Here is a 17,314-nt window from a genome sequence, read left to right as displayed (position 1 = left end):
ACTAAAAGGAAAACTCCTTTACTAGTTTCTTAATTTACGCTGAATCTAGTTTAAACAACTTAAACCCTATTGTTTAAAATAAGAAATTGATATAACCAAATTTATAAAAATTGTTATTTACTAGAATCTGCTTCATAAAGAGCAAAACTTTAGGTTCAGGTAATTTTTAGACCTAGAAACAAAATTTTGACCCTTGATCCTTTCTATGGGCAGCCGACGTCTATTATCTATAACTATTGCAGCATCATTTTTGAAAATGAAAATAATTCGATATTAATATCTTCTGCTTTCCCTATTTATAGATCAGTAAAGACATTTTTTTATATACATTCTACTACTCCTTTCGTGAGATAGAGAGTCAGATTAAAATTAGGAATTGCTCTGTTATGTCTCAAAAATATTCGTCCGAACCTTTAAACTTTTTTATTTTGTCAAGTGCGGAGCAGGTCCTTGCTCGTAATCTCCAGTACCTGAGAGATATCCAATTTTTAAAGCCAAATTCAACTTATTTCCCTAGTTTTTATATTTTTCCTAGGTTTCCATTGCACAGCGTAAGAAAGGTCCTGTGGCTTTTTCCAAAAACAAGAATCTGCTTTTGCAAAAAGCACACATCCATATTAAGAGCTTCAATTTATTGTCCCAGTAGGTAATAAACTAAGACTGTAATAGCACAAAGAGCCAGGGAAAGTGGTTTGGCATATCTCCAGGGGGTCATGTCTATATGTACGTGTGGTGATAAGGACACTCTACCTTTACTGGGGTATTTAAGCGAAACCAAATACATTACGACTAAATTTAAAACAAATTCTATTCCCCAAACATGAATAAAATGGATATTAATATCCATTAGAAAGGTCGTAAGCAGATAGAACAGCAACCCCGTAAATAGACCTACTTTTGCTCCTGTGGCCGAAATTTTAGGTATAAACAGTCCCGCAAGTAAGATGGATGCAATTGGAATAAAGAAAATACCATTTAGTTGCTGCATTAATTGATAAAGACCTTCAGGGGCATTTCCTACCATAGGTGCTATAAGTATAGAAGATACTGCTAATAAAACAGAGCTGATTTTTCCTACACGAACCAGTTCTTTATCTGGTGCTTGTGAGTTTATTAGCTTTTTGTATATGTCCAGACTAAAGATGGTGGCAGAAGAGTTTAATACGCTATTGAATGTGCTCAAGATAGCTCCAAGAATTACTGCGGCAAAAAATCCGATAAGGCTCACGGGAAAGATCTTTTTCACCAATTCCGGATAAATAAAATCCTGTTGATCATAGAATTTATTTCCGAAATAATAAAAAGCTATAATTCCTGGTAAAACAATTATCAATGGTATCATGATTTTTAGAACTCCGGCATATAAGAGGCCTTTCTGGGCCTCAGCCATGTTTTTTGCACCAAATACTCGTTGAATAATGGTTTGATTCATTCCCCAAAAGTAAATTTGATTAATCATTAACCCTGTAAAAAGAGTACTGAAAGGTAAGACAGACGACTCCTCTCCAATTACGTCGAATTTGTGGGGAATTGTCTCATACATTTGAGAAAGTCCATTTAAGATATTCCCTGAGCCAATATCCCAAAGAGCAAAAAGCGGCACGAACAGTCCCGCAACAAGTAATCCAATTGCGTTTATAGAATCTGAAAAAGCTACAGCCTTTAACCCCCCTAAAATAGCGTATAAAGAACCTAAAACTCCAATTGCAGCAACCGTTACCCAGATACCCTCTGTTTTGCTAATGTTCAAAATTTCAGAAATGTTAAATATACTTTCTAAATTAATGGCACCAGTATATAGAACGATAGGTAGCAAGGTCACGACAAATGAAACCATAAGCAGTAGAGCTACAATGGTTTTTGTCAAACCGTCAAATCGGGTTTCAAGATACTCTGGAATTGTAGTTAATCCCATTCTTAAATAAGTAGGCAGAAAATAAAGTGCAGCAATAACTAAAGCGATAGCTGAGGTTACTTCCCAACCTATAATAATCATGCCGTTTTTATAGGCGGAACCATTCATACCTACAAGATGTTCAGTGGAGATATTGGTCATTATCATAGAACCAGCAATAACCACTCCTGTTAAACTTCTTCCGCCGAGAAAATATCCGTCTCTGGTACTTATGTTGTCATTACGCAATTTGTACCAGGAGTAAAAACCAACAAAAGCTGTAAAACCCACAAATGAAATCAGGATCAGCACGAGAGAAAAAATCTAAAAGTTAGAACAGAATTATATACAAAATTTTTTCGAATTAACAGGATGTAAAAATTAATAAAAACGTTAATAGAAAATAGCTGGTCTTTAATTTTTAAAATTTTAAAGTCGGTGGTAAGTATTTAGCAACTAAATCTTCATAATAAGGGCGAAGAGCTTTGGCATCTGGTGGTACAGGAACTTTAGAGTATAGGTCATAGGGATTGAACATATCGACCCATTTAAGCATTTCGCGATCCTGGTCATTCAGTAAATGATCATAAGCATTGTCCCTGTGTTGAGGGTAGAAAGAATGATACCTAATCATGTAAAGTGCAGGTTCAGGGAGATAGTCCTTCATCATATGATAAAGATATTCGTCGTGTCCCCAGGACATCTTCACCTTCTCAAGTCCGCAATTAGGTTCATAAATACCATATTTTGTACTATATCGTTCATCTTTGGAGTCTGGATTGGCTTCAAAAAATTCCGGTAAAACAATTTTCTCTGAATGTTTACAGCCCACAGGAAAAGTGTCACCAACAACGGCCCATTGCGGTTCACCGAATAGACATAACACTTTACCTAAATCATGCATAAAGTAGGTTAGAATGAACCAATCAGGATGCCCATCTGCCCTTATAGCCTCAGAAGTTTGTAGTAGGTGCTGAAGTTGATCGAGATCAGTATCAGGATCTGAATCATCGACCAAAGTATTTAAAAAAGCTATTGCTTCCCATAAAGACATTTCCCGTTTATCAAACTTTAAAAATTCTTCCTCTTTGACTTTTACAAACTCGTAAGTCTGATATGTATGGTTAAGCCTGTAAAATTCTTTGACTGTTTTTACTCTTTCGGAGTCTTTATAGTTTCGATATTCTTTTTTATTTTTGGGAGATGATTTGGAATTAGGATATCGAGAAATTAAATCATCTTCCCAGTCTTCAATACTCTTTAACGGAGCAATTTCTTTTTTGGAAAATTCGGTTTTCATGGCGTGAATGATTTTTAAAATAAATTAGTTGTTCTATAAAATAAGTAATTTTAAAAAATCGATTAGGTTAAACATAAAAACAAAGATTGCGTTTCAATTTTTCTCAAAATTTGCTCATACACTTTTTTCCGGGAATCAACAATTATTGACTGTCGGAATTAAGACCTAATTTAAGTAGTTTTTCCTTATCGGTAACATACCTATCATATTGATTAGATGCTTTTTGATAATAAAGACCTGGCTAGATTACTATCAGTTGTAGCATAAGTATTATTTCTTTAAAGGGTAATTGAAAATTCGTTTTTAATTAAATAGCCTAATTTCCTTCGGCATAATAAGAATTAATTAAAAAAAGTATTTAAGAATAATTGAAGTATATATGTGATAAGAGTATTTAAAGATCTCTTTTGGTTTTACCCAATAATACAATAAATTTTAAATTAAAAGGGATTATAAGTCACTAATTGATAAGCAAAGGTTTGCATTTATTTCTAATTATACTTCAAGTGACTTCTGATTTCGTGCGATTACTTTGATGAACTGGATTAGGCTTTAAATACTTACAATTTTTATCAACGGCACTTAAGTAGGAACTTAAAAACCAAAAAAATCGGATTTTTAGTTAAAATCTTTTGCTTCAAAATTCCCTAGCATTTTTTTGTAGAGTCACGTAACATCAGTTCTGGCTTAAAAATCTCCCGCCTATTTAGATTTAAATTAAGATTTTCTTCGCAATGGTTTAAGAGAATCTTAGCAGAAAGCATTCCCATTCCGTATATTGGTTGCCAAACTGATGATAAAGAAGGATAAGAATAGGCGCAGTAAGGTTCATCGTCAAATCCAATGACAGAGATATCATCTGGAATAACAAATCCTCTGTTTCGGATGACCAGCATCGCACCTATTGCCACTTGATCATTAACAACAAATATAGCATCCGGTGGATCTTTTAGGTCAAGAAGCCTTATAACTACTTCTTCTCCGCATTCAGAGGTAAAACCCTTACTCGTCACTATGAGATCATGAATAATAGGTAAATTATATTGTCTGAGCGCATCCAAATATCCTCTTAATCGAGATTTGGAGATAGATACACCTGTCGGTCCGACAATATGAGCAATTCTTTTGCAGCCCGTTTTGATCAAATATTCAACTGCTTGAAAAGCTCCATCATAATCATCAACCAAAACTTTATCTCCTTCAAAATCCGGGCAATCTCGGTCAAAAACAATTAAAGGCATTCCAGTCGATTTTAGATTTTGTAAATGTTTGTAATCAGATGTGGTTATCGAGGGGGATATAATAATACCATCAACTCTTACTTGAGAGAGGGCTTCAATTAGTCTCTGTTCTTCTTCAGGAGATTCATTCGATTGACTTATTAAAAGACGATAGCCTTTGGGTACGAGCACATCTTGAACCCCATTAATGGCCGTAGCAAAGAAATAACTTGTAATTTCGGGAACAATTAGGCCAATTGTTTTGGTTTTTTTGAAAGTAGACTTATCGCCAACAAATTAGGTTGATAATTAAGTTTATTGGCCAATTCTACCACAGCTTTCTTGGTCTTCCTTCCTATGGAAGGATGGTCATGTAGTGCCCTGGATACCGTAGATGCTGATAAATTCAGTGCATTACCAATATCAACTATGGTTATCTGCCTTTTCTTCATCTTCTTGATATGTTATTCTTAATTAAATGAAAGTCTGAATATAACAAAAACTTTGATGGAAGGAAATGTTGACTAGCACTTCTGGAAAAGAAAATATTATGCATAGAAAGACTTAAAGGGATGTATTCGCCCTAGTAATGTGTAACTAAATGTAAAAATCCCATCTTCTCCGTTTTAATTAATCATTTTCTCCAGCCATTATTTTATTTAAATTTCATTTAATTTTTTCGCTGGTTTGGTGCCGCGATTATTATTTTAAAACACCCATTATTGCTCTTCGGGAACGGCAAAGCATTGTGGTAGTAAAAAAGCAATGTGGTAGTAAATATTTACTCAATTAAAATGTCTCAATTCTTCCCTCACCACCGGAAGCCTCGCTATTATAAGTTTAAACTCCAGACACCTGACCATAATATTGATTTTCACCTCTATAAATATCTCCCATTTGATTTTGGCTCATAGTTTTGCCTGTTGTTCTACTAAGGATTCATATGACGTTACATTCACCATTATTCAATAGACTGCGCTATATTTTGCTGTAATGGAGAAACCTCCTCTTCCAGAGAATCTTCTTCCAATTTAATTGGATAATCCGGTCATATAAGGTAAACGAAAAAATATTCCACTTTTGCTTCTCTTTTTGCTGAACGGATACGAGGCGGTGTGCTTTTTTCATCGGGACATAAAATAGGTGTCTTCCATTCTAAAAGGATTCTGAGGATTAGAGTAATACGCCAGATTTAATTATTCTTCGCAGCAATCTCAAACATACTGTCAATATTCTTAACCTGTTCTGAAGATGATTTAGTTGATTCTCAGATTTTTATAGCATATGTGAAAAATATGGTGTGTCTGAAGGAAAAGGGAGTTTTTCAAATTATAATTTGATTGCCAAATGAATCTATATTTAGCTATGTAAAACAGTAAAAAGAATTTCTATGCAAACGTTTGCGCCATTTTTCGGGAGAATCGTGGTTGGCCCTGAAGAAAAATAATATAAATTGGACTTAAGGATTTCAATTAAAGATTTTTCCCTTTTAATTGTCAAGGACTTCGTACACTATCCAGCACGAAATAGAGCTTACTTGTTCTGGGTCAAAACCTAGATAGACGGAACATTAGGAGCCATTACTATTTTATTATTTGATTTATTATAAAGGAACATGAATAATTAACCTAAACATTTTTCTTTGGTAACACTGCAGAAGATTTTCAAGATTACTTTTATGCTTTACGAAATTTTGATTTAATAATTATTCCTAAAAATTAAATTTATTAATTATGAAAGAAGTTTTACGAAAAATTGTTTTAATGTTTCTGTTGATTTTTATTTCTTGGAATTCATGGTCCCAAGATAGGCCTATATCAGGTACTGTTGTAGATGAAAATGGCCTGCCACTTCCAGGTGTTTCGGTAAAGGTTCAAGACTTGCCAATTGGAGCAGTAACCGATTTTGATGGCAATTTTTCCTTTAGCCTACCTGATAATCCCAGGACCATACTTGTTTTTTCTTTTTTAGGTTTTGTGCAACAGGAAATTCCTCTAGGTGATCAAAGCACCTTTCATATTACCCTACTCGAAAGCGCTACAGGTCTAGGAGAGGTTATAGTTGTTGGATATGGATCGACGAATAGGGAAAATATTTCCACGGCAGTAAGTACTGTGGACGTAGGAAACATTGGTACTCGACCTAGTTGCGGATGTGGGGTCAACCTTACAGGGGTTAAGTCCGGGTTTGAATGTTACCCAGACGTCCGGTAAACCTGGAGATGAACCCAGAATAAATATCCGTGGATTTACTTCTATAAATGGTGGACAACCTCTTGTCCTGATTGACGGAGTAGAAGGAAGCATAAGTAATCTAAATCCTAATGATGTTGAATCCATAAGTGTACTAAAAGATGCTGGATCTGCAGCAATTTATGGAGCTAGAGGTGCTTTTGGAGTTGTATTGGTAACAACTAAAAATGCTCGAGAAGGGAATATTGTTGTTAATGTTGGAAGCACTATGGAAATAGGTACTCCCACTACAAATACTGATTTTCTTACAGATCCCTATTTGGCTGTATCTATTGTAGATGAATCCTTTAGATATGCCAATGGAGTTTCCTATACAGGTTATAATGCAGCTGACATGGCAAACTTACTAGAAGTTTCAAGAGATCCTTCCCTTGCACGGGTTGAAATCCAAAATCGTGCAGGTCGTGAGCAATACATTCATTATGGATATACGGACTGGTGGAAGTATTTTTTTAGGGAAAATTATCCGTCACAAATTCATACTGCTTCAGTTTCTGGAGGCTCAGAAAAGATCAAGGCGTATTTTTCCTACAGGAACTTTCAATCCACAGGAATCTTAAAAGTGCAGGACGATAGTTATACAAAATATAATCTTCGAGGAAAAATTGATGTAGAGGCTGCAGATTGGTTAACCTTTTCCAATAACCTGCAGTATAATGATGCCCAGGATTTGGAACATAGTGGAAGCCAATATGGTACTTACAGGAATGTGTGGAGTAGTCTAATGTGGGTACATGCTTTACCCTCATATATGCTTAAGTAAATCCAGATGGTGGCGCTTTATGGAGAACAGAATTAAATAACTACACACTGGGGGACGGGGTTTATGCTGCTTTATTACAAGGAACCTCGCATCAGCAAACAAACGAAGGTCAATTTTCAAACATAGCATCAGTGGAAATTAGACCATTCAACTCTATGACAGTTAATGCAAGTTATGCAATTAGAAGAGGGAACTGGAGCCGATATCAACGCTCTACCAGAATTCCTTATTCTATATACCCGGAACAAATCGATCTTATGGGTAATGATTATTTAAATGAGTACCGAACTACAAGTAGTTATGATGCATTTAACATTTACGGCGAGTATAGACTGTTTCTGGATAATCACGATTTTAAAGCAATGGTCGGGTTTAACCAGGAAACATATTTAGCGAAGAGTATTGATGCAAGTAAACAAAATCTTGTATCAGATGATTTAAATTCTTTGGGTCTTGGAACAGACAATCCCCAAGCGGATGGTGGTGCTACAGAATGGGCTTTGCAAGGAGTATTTTACTAGGTTGAATTACGACTATCTCGATAAATATCTACTGGAGCTAAACGGTAGGTACGATGCAACTTCTCGTTTTCCGGCTGATTATCGTTGGGGATTTTTCCCATCTGTATCAGCAGGATGGTTGATTAATAAAGAAAGTTTTTTTCAGGATATAACGGGAGAAACTTTTGATATGTTTAAAATAAGAGCGTCCTACGGATCAATGGGAAACCAAAACATAAGCAATTACGCCTATTTCCCTACAATGCCTAATGGATTATTTGATTATCCCATGAATGGTAGTCGACTAAATTACATAGAATCCCCTGCTTTAAATCCTACTCAAATTACTTGGGAAGAGGTGAGTACTTTAAATATCGGTGCCGATTTTTCATTATTTGAAAGTCGTTTAGCTATGAACTTTGACTGGTTTATAAGGGATACTGAAGGAATGTTGGCTCCTGGAGCTACATTACCAAGTGTCTTGGGTACAGGTTCACCTATGGAAAATGCTGCCGATCTTAGAACTAAAGGTTTTGAGATTTCCTTGACTTATGGTGATAATTTTCAATTAGGTAATGATCCTTTTTCTTTTTCAATTACTGGAAATTTATCTAATTCAATAACCAGAATAACCAGGTTCGAAAATCCTAATTTTAGTCTCCAGGACTTTTATGTAGGTATGACAATTGGTGAATTATGGGGTTATAGAGTAGACGGTTTATTTCAATCTGAAGAAGAAATTGCCAATCACGCAGATCAAAGTTTTGTGTCAAATCGAATATCAAACGGTGGGGGTCTTCAGCCTGGGGATGTAAGATATGTTGATTTAGATGGAGATGGATTCGTGGGCGAAGGAGAATATACTGTTAATGAACCCGGAGATAGAGAAATTATTGGGAATACAGCACCCCGATATTTGTATAGTGCAAATTTAAGTACTCAATGGAAAGGTTTTGATTTATCCGCTTTTATTCAAGGTGTAGGCCAGCAAGATTGGTATCCAAATGCAGATTCCAGGTTTTTCTGGGGTCAATATAACCGACCTTATAATGCCTATTTAAGAAAAGATCTTATTAATGACATGTGGTCTCCGGAAAACCCGGACGCTTATTTCCCAAGAAATTTTGGATACATTGCATTAGGAGGATCGTTGGAAAAGGTGAATGACAGATATATGCAAAGTGTGGCATATATGCGGATTAAAAATATCACGTTTGGGTATACTATACCTGAAGGCTTTATATCCCAGTCTTCTACAACAAAGCTACGTATTTTTGCCAGCGGTGAAAACTTATTTACTTTTTCACCATTGACAAATTATGTTGATCCTGAAGCCGCTAGTGCTGCCCTAAATTTTAATAACCCCTCTACATCTTCAAATAGGGGAAATGCTCAGGTAGTTCCTTTTTCAAAAATTTATTCATTTGGAGTAACGTTGCAATTTTAAAATTAGATTTAAAAAGAAATATTATGAAATTAAATCAATTATTTTTTACTATAGCTATAAGCTTAAGTTTATTTTCCTGTAGTGATGATTTTTTGGATAAACAACCATTATCAGAAATTACTGCAGAGACTTTCTTCAATACAGAAAGTGATTTAAGGCTGTACACAAATAGTTTTTATCGAATGTGGCCTCACACTTCTACTTATAATGGTGATGCCGACACAGATAATATTATAGAAACAAATCTCAGCGACATAATGAGAGGAACTCGCCTGGTGCCAACTTCTGGTGGAGGATGGGATTGGGCCTATTTAAGAGATATAAATTTTTTTCTAGAACATTATGAAAAGGCAGATAATGAAGAAGCTAAAGCTCATTATGCAGGTGTGGCACGTTTTTTTAGAGCGCGTTTTTACTTCGACAAGCTTCAACGGTTTGGAGAAGTTCCTTGGTATGAAACTACGATCCAACCTGATGACATAGAAGCTTTACAAAAGCCAAGGGATTCACGTCAATTTGTAGTTGATAAAATTTTAGAGGATCTCAACTTTGCTATTGAAAACATGCGCGCATGGCAGGACGTTTATGAAGTTACAAAGTATACTGCATTGGCTCTGAAGTCACGCGTGGGGCTATATGAAGGAACATATGAAAAATACCGTGGTATTTCGGGTTATGAAAAGTATTTAGAAGCTTCAATAGAGGCCTCGGAAGAACTAATTCAAAATTCCCCTTATGAGATATATAGTACGGGAAACCCTCAGCAAGATTATTCAAATCTTTTTAATTCACACGCAGCAATAGGCTCTGAGGTAATATTAGCCCGAGCTTATTCTGAAGAACTAAATATAGGGCATAATGTAAATTATTACACTACCACTGGTTCTTTCGGGATGCCGGGAATGCCCAAGGATCTTGTAAATAGTTATTTAAACCGAGATGGTACTCGTTTTACGGATCAGGCAAATTTTAATCAGATATTTTTTACAGAGGAGGTAGAAAATCGTGATCCTCGTTTATCCCAGACGATAAGAACTCCCGGTTATACCCGTAAGGGACAATCTATAGAGCTTGCCCCCAATTTAGGAGCGACAATGACCGGATATCAAATTACTAAATTCGTCACAGAACCAGTATATGATACCAATGGACAATCAATCACAGATTTACCTCTTTTCCGTTATGCAGAAGTCCTTTTAAATTATGCTGAAGCTAAGGCCGAATTAGGCACTTTAACTCAGGAAGATTTAGATAAATCTATTAATGAATTACGAGCAAGAGTTGATATGCCTCCTTTAAACCTAGAAATGGCAAACAATAATCCAGACTCATTTCTGGCCGACCAATACCCAGCTGTTTCCGGAAATAATAAAGGGGTTATACTTGAGATCAGGAGAGAAAGGCGTATTGAATTATTTATGGAAAATTTTCGGTGGGATGATATAGTGCGCTGGAAAGCAGGTCAAACCTTAACTCAACCCATTCGAGGAATGTATTTTCCAGGTCCAGGCGAATATGATTTAACAGGAGATGGTGAGATTGACGTAGTTCTTTATACAGGTACCCGCCCCGGAAACGTGTCAGGAGTGCAATATTATAAATTGGGATCGGATAAATTTTTAGATGAGAATGGTCTTATAAATCCTCATCCTAATTTTGACAGTCGCACCTTTAATGAGAACAAAGATTATCTTTTCCCAATTCCTAGAGTGGAATTGCAATTAAATCCTAATCTAGAACAAAATCCGGGGTGGGAATGAAAAAGTTAGGATTTTTACTGATACTCTTAATGAGTATAACGGCTCATAGCCAGTGTAAAGAGGATCTGGTGGTTATGTCCTATAATATTAGATGGAATAGTCCAGATGATGGAATTAACTCGTGGGATAATAGAAAAGATTGGGTAACAAGTAGTATCGTCTTTTTTGGCGCTGATTTGGTTGGGGCACAAGAAGTAACCATTACACAATTAAAGGATATGGAGAAGTTACTTCCCAAGTTTGGTCATGTAGGTGTTGGCCGCGATGGAGGCCAAAAGGGGGAATTTAGTCCAATTTTTTATGTTAAAGAACGGTTTGAACTCTTGGAAAATAACACTTTTTGGTTATCTGATACTCCTGAAATAGTGGGTTCAAAAGGTTGGGATGCTGCACTTCCCCGCATAGTAACGTGGGCAAAATTTAGAGATAAGGCCAAAGGAATAACCTTTTATTTTTTTAATTCGCATTTTGATCATAGAGGAGAAACAGCCAGAAAAAATAGTGCTAAAGTGCTCACTACCCGAATAAGTGAAATTGCGGGCGAAGAGCCTGTAATCCTTACCGGAGATTTTAACACTCCACCAGATTCGGAGCCATATGTCATATTAAACAAAACACTGGACGACGTGTTCGAGGCTTTAAACTCGGATCAAATTTATTCTCCGGGTTATACCTTTAACAGTTGGGACATAGAAGCCAAAGGAGATCGGTATAGAATCGATTATATTTTTTACGCAGGAAATAAACTCTCACCAAGAAAATACCATGTTCTTGATGGACAAAGGGGAAAACGATTTATTTCTGATCATTTTCCTGTAATTGTTACTTTTGAATACATAAATGGTTCTGATTCAAAAAATTAATATTTAAAGGTCACGCAAATATTAAATTAAAAGCATAAAGGAATAAACCATAAATGGAGATAGATATTGGGCAGAAATAGGTGCTCGAGAATTATCTTACGAGAGATTATTTTAGAAACTTTTTTGATGGAATTATTCTAAAAATATCTCAATTTAAATTTTTATGGCTGCCATAGATAAAAAATTTTCAAATAAAATTAATCTTAGTATTATGAAATATTTAAAACTTGTATTAACACCTCTGTTTTACTGTTTTTTATTAAGCTCCTGCAGCAAGGATATTGAAGTGAATAAGGAAGATTTTTCTCGTTTCTATCCCGACGAACAACCAGAGCCGGATCCAGAACCGGATCCAGATCCAGGTGCAAATGATTTCCCTGCCAGCATTGTCTGGGAATTTACTACAGAGTACTCAAGTAGCAAATATTAACGACGGATCCAGTGCTCCTGTGATAGGAGATAATGGCGTGATATTTTACGTAGAATCCCGGGCAGGTGCTGAAAGTTCCCTTGTTGCTGTAATAGATCAAGGAGAAGATGCAGAATTAAAATGGGCTTCAAATGCTCTGGGAGTTGAGCTTCCCAATGCACCTTCAATAGGACCTGACGGTAATATCTATTTAAATGCGTGGGTTGAGGATCAAGCTATTTCAAAATTTAACGCCGAAGATGGGAGTGTGATGTGGAGTGGGGGGATTAACACGAAAGTTTCAAATAATACTCCCGCCGTTGATTCAGAGGGAAATATTTACCATGGCTCCAGATTTCAGGGTGCCGGAAGAGGAGGTGTTTTTTCCTGGACTTTAGATGGTGAGAGAAGGTGGGAAGTTACCGGGGTTGGAGCTTTTTATACCGCTCCCGTATTAAGTCCTGATGAAAGTACTCTTTATATATTAAATACAGATGAAGGTTTGTTGTATGCGTTGTCAACTGCCAATGGTGCCCCAAAGTGGGATCCAGTTGGAACTGGTTCTGCTATACATGGATCATCATTATCTATGGCAGAGGGAGTTATCTATTACACTACCGCAACTCACGTTGTAGCAATTACAGATGAAGGAGGGAGCGGAAGTATTAAGTGGCAAACTCAGGTGAATGATGCTTCCAATTCTGGTGTGGTTATAGGTCCAAATGGAGAACTCTATACTAGTTCAAGGGGAGGATTGTTATCACTAAATCTAACTGATGGATCCATAATATGGACATTCGATGCTGATGTGGTTGAAAGTGTACTTAGCTGTTGATGAGGAGGGAAATATTTATGTCGGTGCAACAAACGGTAGCTTGTACATTGTTAATCCTGATGGCGAACTACTTAAAGAACTGGAGCTGGGTGATGGAGCTGTTAATTCTCCTACCATTATTGCTAACGGCACCGTTTACGTAGAAGCAAAAGCAGGTTCAACTATTGAACTCCATAAAATTACAGTTGAAAACAGCGGCCCTGCCGATTCTCCCTGGCCGATGAAGGGACAAAATGTGAAAAATACGGGAGTAGCTCAGGAATAAACAAAGAGTTAGTTAATAAGTATTTAAAATAAATCATGATAAAAACTAAAATTTCAAGTTTAATAGTAGGGTACATTTTTGTATTGATATCCTGCTCCGGATCTTCTTCCTCATCCTCTAAACCAGATTTACCTCCCGATAATGAAAACACTCAAGAAGCAGTGGAAGAAACCTTAAAAATAATGGCCTATAATATCCACCATGCTAACCCACCCTCCAATCCGGATTTAATAGATCTTGGTGCTATTGTACAGGTTATAAGGAATGAAGACCCGGATATAATAGCTTTACAAGAGATAGATGTGAACACTGGAAGATCGGGACCGGGCAATCAGGCTCAGGAGATCGCTTTGGCTCTTAATATGAATTACTTCTTTGGGAGAGCTATTGACTACGACGGGGGAGCGTACGGTGTTGCAATTCTATCAAAATTTCCTCTGACCGAAGAATATATTAACAGGCTACCTACTCAGGCTGGTACAAATGGGGAACCAAGGATTCTCGCTACTGCTAAAATTACCACATCAGCAGGTAATGTAATAAGATTTGGAAGTACTCACCTTGATGCTCAAGGTGAGGCTACTAATCGATTATTACAGATTCAGAAAATTATAGAGTTGGCTAAAGATGAAGAACTGCCTTTTATTATTGCAGGAGATTTTAATGCCGTTCCTGGCTCGGAAGTTATAGGTATTCTTGATCGACATTTTAAAAGAACCTGTAATGCTTGCCCCTTTACAAGTTCTGCACAAAATCCCGTCCGAGCCATTGATTTTATTGCTTATCATCATCCTGCTAATAAATTCACTACAATAAATCACGGAGTAATAGATGAATCTTATGCTTCAGATCATTTGCCCATTGTCGCAGAATTAAAAATTAATTAAAATCTAAACATGTACTAATTATCAAAACCAGGCCAATTTGGTAGAAATTCTTGAAGAAAGATTTAGGATGAAGATCTTTTTGGGAGAAACGATTGATCCTAATGGAGGAGAAAATGAGGTCGTGACATCTAACATCTCATTTCTGAGTAAAAAATCTGAAGATTACCTCCTGCGGCTGACACAAAGAGAGCTTTGAGTATTAGCTAATTGCAACCAACATCTTGGATTTATACCCCCTCAGAGCAATAATTTAATTGGATATAAACCTGCACGATTTTAGGGTAATGAGCCAGGGGGGCAATTAACTAGGCCTACATTTTAAATCATCTCCCCAATGATTCAGTATTAAATTTACAAACCAAAGTTTTTTAAGTAAGAGAACTGTAAGGCCCACGTCCAAGTATGATTTAAAGAATTTTCTAAAAATATATACAGAGTAGAAATGCGTTATCATTTAAAAATTAAAACTGTACAATTATTAAGCTGGATTCTACTTTTAGTATCAACCGTCTCTCTGGGTCAAGGTCAGTACAAGATACATTCGCACAACGATTATCTGCAAGACCTGCCGTTTTGGGAAGCTTATGCACACAGAGCTGGTTCTATAGAGGCTGATGTTTTTCTAAAGAATAACAGTTTGTATGTTGCCCACACCGAGAAGGAAATTGATAGCGCCAGAACCTTAGAAAAATTATACCTAAAGCCGCTTGCAGGCCTTGCAAGTGATGGTAAATTGAGGGAACTACAACTATTGATAGATATTAAATCCAAGGCAGAGCCCACTTTGGCTAAGCTCCTGGAAATTTTACAAAATTATCCTCATTTAAGAAGTAATTGTAATTTGCAAATCGTAATATCAGGGGACCTTCCTGCTCCGGAGGCTTACAAAAACTATCCGAATTTTATACACTTTGATCATCAGAATTTAAATAATCTTGATGAAATAAATTTAGGTAAAGTAGCTGTGATTAGTCAGAATTTCAGAAATTACTCGCAATGGAATGGCTTGGGCAGGCTTACTGCGAAAGATATGGAAAAGGTGGAAAGTGTCATAAATTTGGCCCATCAAAAAGGTAAAAAAATAAGGTTTTGGGCAGCTCCGGATACTAAGACTGCCTGGGGAAGATTTGCAAAGATGGGCGTAGATTTCATTAATACAGATCATCCTGGGGAGGCCTTCCAATATCTTGAAAGCCTTGATCAGCGAACTTATCTTTTACAAGAACCTATTCCAGTATATCGGCCCAATTACCGTCACGACTCTAAGGCAAAGCCCAAGAATGTCATTTTAATGATTGGGGATGGAAATGGTTTGGGGCAAATTTCTTCAGCAGTAATAGCTAATAAGGGGCAGCTTACAATAACACAGTTAAAAGACATTGGATTAATAAAAACTTCAGCATATGATGATCTGGTAACCGATTCGGCGGCAGGGGGAACCGCAATGGCAACGGGAAAGAAGACTAATAACCGGGCAGTAGGGACTGGACCTGAGGGTGAACAATTATCTAACATAACTGAAATTCTTGCAAATCATGGATTTATAAATGGTGTTATGACAACAGATAATATTACCGGAGCCACTCCTTCGTCTTTTTATGCCCACCAATCTGAACGTGATAACAGTACAGGAATTTTGAAGGATTTGCTTCAAAGTAGTTTGAATTTTTTCGTTTCAGCCGGGGCGAAAGACTATAGCTCTATCCGGAAGAAGTTTGAAAAAAAGGATATTTCAAGTCTAAGGCATTTCAATAATAAATTAGCTATTTATCTCTCTGAGGTTCAAATATCAGATCCCAGCTCCAGAGGAAATTTATTTCCAAAACATGTAAAAGAGGTTCTTAAAAAACTTGGGGAGCAGGAAAAGCCGTACTTTCTAATGATAGAAGGAGCTAAAATTGACAGTAATGGACACTCTAACAACATTGGCGGAATTGTTCAGGAAATGTTAGATTTTGACGAGGCCATTGCAGAAGTTCTTAAAGCTGCCGATAAAGATCAAAATACATTGGTTGTAATCACAGCCGATCATGAAACTTCAGGTTTTGGAATTGTAAAGGGAAGTAATGAAAATGATGAAATAGAAGGTGATTTTTTAACAAATGATCACACGGCTACTATGGTTCCTGTTTTTTCCTATGGGCCTCAATCCGAACGGTTTACAGGTGTTTATGAAAACACTGAAATTTTTAGGAAAATTTCCAGATCTTTGGGAATAGAAAATTAATTTGATTAGTTCTTTCTGCGATTTTTGGGAGACACTGGCTCTCTATCCATTAAGTTCTAAGAAGGGACATTAAAACAGAAAATTTGGCAGAACAGTTAAGATATTCCTGAATCCGGAGTTTGGCAGAATGGAAAACCTAACAACCTCAACAAGTTATCTGGCATATATTGAAGTCGATGTTCCTTCTTTTCAACGCGGAGAAGGTTTTTTCGCTATAGCAATACCGGATTTTTTTTGCTGGAGTCATAATTAAAAAATTTTCGATATAGCTTTTTAGGAGTTTGTAGAATCTCACATTTTTGAAACCTTTAAAAATGGGAAATACCCAGGTGGGACTCTCGGCAGGAGGAGGATTTTCTATAGTAGATGATATGCATAAATTCCTGAGTGGCTTAAGGGAGGGAAAACTCTTCAGGAATGAAAACACTAAACTCCTAATGACGCACACGCTAGACTGTAAATATGGATAAGGAACAGAGCATCATATTTTAGGCGTGGAGCATATTGTTGGCCACAGCGGTGGTTACATTAATGAATGTGTGGAGTTGAACATTTATCTGGAATATATTTATATAATGGTGATCTTATCCAATTCCAATCCTCCCTTTAGGTATTTTCTTTATAAAGTAAAGGAACTCTTGCTTTAGAGGTAAACAATTGATAAGTCCATTAAAAAAACCCTCTCTAACCAG

The 17,314-nt window shown here is 36.5% G+C and carries 17 protein-coding genes; 13 read left to right on the top strand and 4 right to left on the bottom strand.

Annotated elements, in window-relative coordinates:
• Positions 1-631: 631 nt before the first annotated feature.
• From LZ575_RS14355 to LZ575_RS14340, 4 genes are all read right to left on the bottom strand, one after another.
• Positions 632-2,206, bottom strand: a complete 1,575-nt coding sequence (locus LZ575_RS14355; protein WP_235325143.1) for a solute:sodium symporter family transporter — start codon at positions 2,204-2,206, stop codon at positions 632-634.
• 109 nt (positions 2,207-2,315) lie between these two features.
• Positions 2,316-3,194, bottom strand: a complete 879-nt coding sequence (locus LZ575_RS14350) for an inositol oxygenase (RefSeq protein WP_235325142.1) — start codon at positions 3,192-3,194, stop codon at positions 2,316-2,318.
• A gap of 647 nt (positions 3,195-3,841) precedes the next feature.
• Entirely contained in the window at positions 3,842-4,624 is a 783-nt protein-coding gene (locus LZ575_RS14345) for a substrate-binding domain-containing protein (RefSeq protein WP_235330740.1), read from the bottom strand.
• A gap of 38 nt (positions 4,625-4,662) precedes the next feature.
• A complete protein-coding gene (locus LZ575_RS14340; RefSeq protein ID WP_235325141.1) occupies positions 4,663-4,866 on the bottom strand; it encodes a LacI family DNA-binding transcriptional regulator in 204 nt (67 codons plus the stop codon).
• 1,281 nt (positions 4,867-6,147) lie between these two features.
• Between LZ575_RS14340 and LZ575_RS14335 the strand changes: the two genes are divergently transcribed.
• The 13 genes from LZ575_RS14335 to LZ575_RS14275 all read left to right on the top strand — a co-directional run bounded on the left by LZ575_RS14335 (position 6,148) and on the right by LZ575_RS14275 (position 17,092).
• Complete coding sequence (locus LZ575_RS14335; RefSeq protein WP_235325140.1) at positions 6,148-6,627, top strand: carboxypeptidase-like regulatory domain-containing protein; 480 nt, start codon at positions 6,148-6,150, stop codon at positions 6,625-6,627.
• Positions 6,569-7,429, top strand: a complete 861-nt coding sequence (locus tag LZ575_RS14330) for a TonB-dependent receptor plug domain-containing protein (RefSeq protein ID WP_235325139.1) — start codon at positions 6,569-6,571, stop codon at positions 7,427-7,429. Before LZ575_RS14335 ends, LZ575_RS14330 begins: the two co-directional genes overlap by 59 nt.
• 131 nt (positions 7,430-7,560) lie before the next feature.
• A complete protein-coding gene (locus LZ575_RS14325; protein ID WP_235325138.1) occupies positions 7,561-7,950 on the top strand; it encodes a hypothetical protein in 390 nt (129 codons plus the stop codon).
• The gene (locus tag LZ575_RS14320; protein WP_235325137.1) at positions 7,907-9,376 is read left to right on the top strand and encodes a SusC/RagA family TonB-linked outer membrane protein; all 1,470 of its coding nucleotides are present in this window, start codon (positions 7,907-7,909) and stop codon (positions 9,374-9,376) included. The genes LZ575_RS14325 and LZ575_RS14320 overlap by 44 nt, the downstream gene beginning before the upstream one ends.
• Positions 9,377-9,399: 23 nt before the next feature.
• Positions 9,400-11,136, top strand: a complete 1,737-nt coding sequence (locus tag LZ575_RS14315; protein WP_235325136.1) for a RagB/SusD family nutrient uptake outer membrane protein — start codon at positions 9,400-9,402, stop codon at positions 11,134-11,136.
• Positions 11,133-11,999 carry an endonuclease/exonuclease/phosphatase family protein gene (locus LZ575_RS14310; RefSeq protein ID WP_235325135.1) on the top strand — a complete coding sequence of 289 codons (867 nt, stop codon included), beginning with the start codon at positions 11,133-11,135 and terminating at the stop codon, positions 11,997-11,999. Before LZ575_RS14315 ends, LZ575_RS14310 begins: the two co-directional genes overlap by 4 nt.
• 163 nt (positions 12,000-12,162) lie before the next feature.
• A complete protein-coding gene (locus tag LZ575_RS14305; protein ID WP_235325134.1) occupies positions 12,163-12,429 on the top strand; it encodes a hypothetical protein in 267 nt (88 codons plus the stop codon).
• A complete protein-coding gene (locus tag LZ575_RS14300) occupies positions 12,386-13,243 on the top strand; it encodes a PQQ-binding-like beta-propeller repeat protein (protein ID WP_235325133.1) in 858 nt (285 codons plus the stop codon). The genes LZ575_RS14305 and LZ575_RS14300 overlap by 44 nt, the downstream gene beginning before the upstream one ends.
• Complete coding sequence (locus LZ575_RS14295; protein WP_235325132.1) at positions 13,227-13,508, top strand: hypothetical protein; 282 nt, start codon at positions 13,227-13,229, stop codon at positions 13,506-13,508. Before LZ575_RS14300 ends, LZ575_RS14295 begins: the two co-directional genes overlap by 17 nt.
• 35 nt (positions 13,509-13,543) lie before the next feature.
• On the top strand, positions 13,544-14,395 hold the full coding sequence (locus LZ575_RS14290) for an endonuclease/exonuclease/phosphatase family protein (protein WP_235325131.1): 852 nt from the start codon (positions 13,544-13,546) through the stop codon (positions 14,393-14,395).
• A 37-nt stretch (positions 14,396-14,432) separates the two neighbouring features.
• Positions 14,433-14,591 (top strand): hypothetical protein, encoded by a 159-nt coding sequence (locus LZ575_RS14285; RefSeq protein WP_235325130.1) that lies wholly within the window; start codon positions 14,433-14,435, stop codon positions 14,589-14,591.
• 246 nt (positions 14,592-14,837) lie between these two features.
• Positions 14,838-16,622: an alkaline phosphatase gene (locus LZ575_RS14280; protein WP_235325129.1), complete on the top strand. Its 1,785-nt coding sequence runs from the start codon at positions 14,838-14,840 to the stop codon at positions 16,620-16,622.
• A gap of 314 nt (positions 16,623-16,936) precedes the next feature.
• A complete protein-coding gene (locus LZ575_RS14275; RefSeq protein WP_235325128.1) occupies positions 16,937-17,092 on the top strand; it encodes a hypothetical protein in 156 nt (51 codons plus the stop codon).
• Positions 17,093-17,314 lie beyond the last annotated feature (222 nt).

Origin of the sequence: Antarcticibacterium sp. 1MA-6-2 (assembly GCF_021535135.1) — a bacterium.
Classification (GTDB): domain Bacteria; phylum Bacteroidota; class Bacteroidia; order Flavobacteriales; family Flavobacteriaceae; genus Gillisia.
Note: the sequence above shows the minus strand (reverse complement) of the source record. Positions and strands in the feature narration are given on the sequence as shown.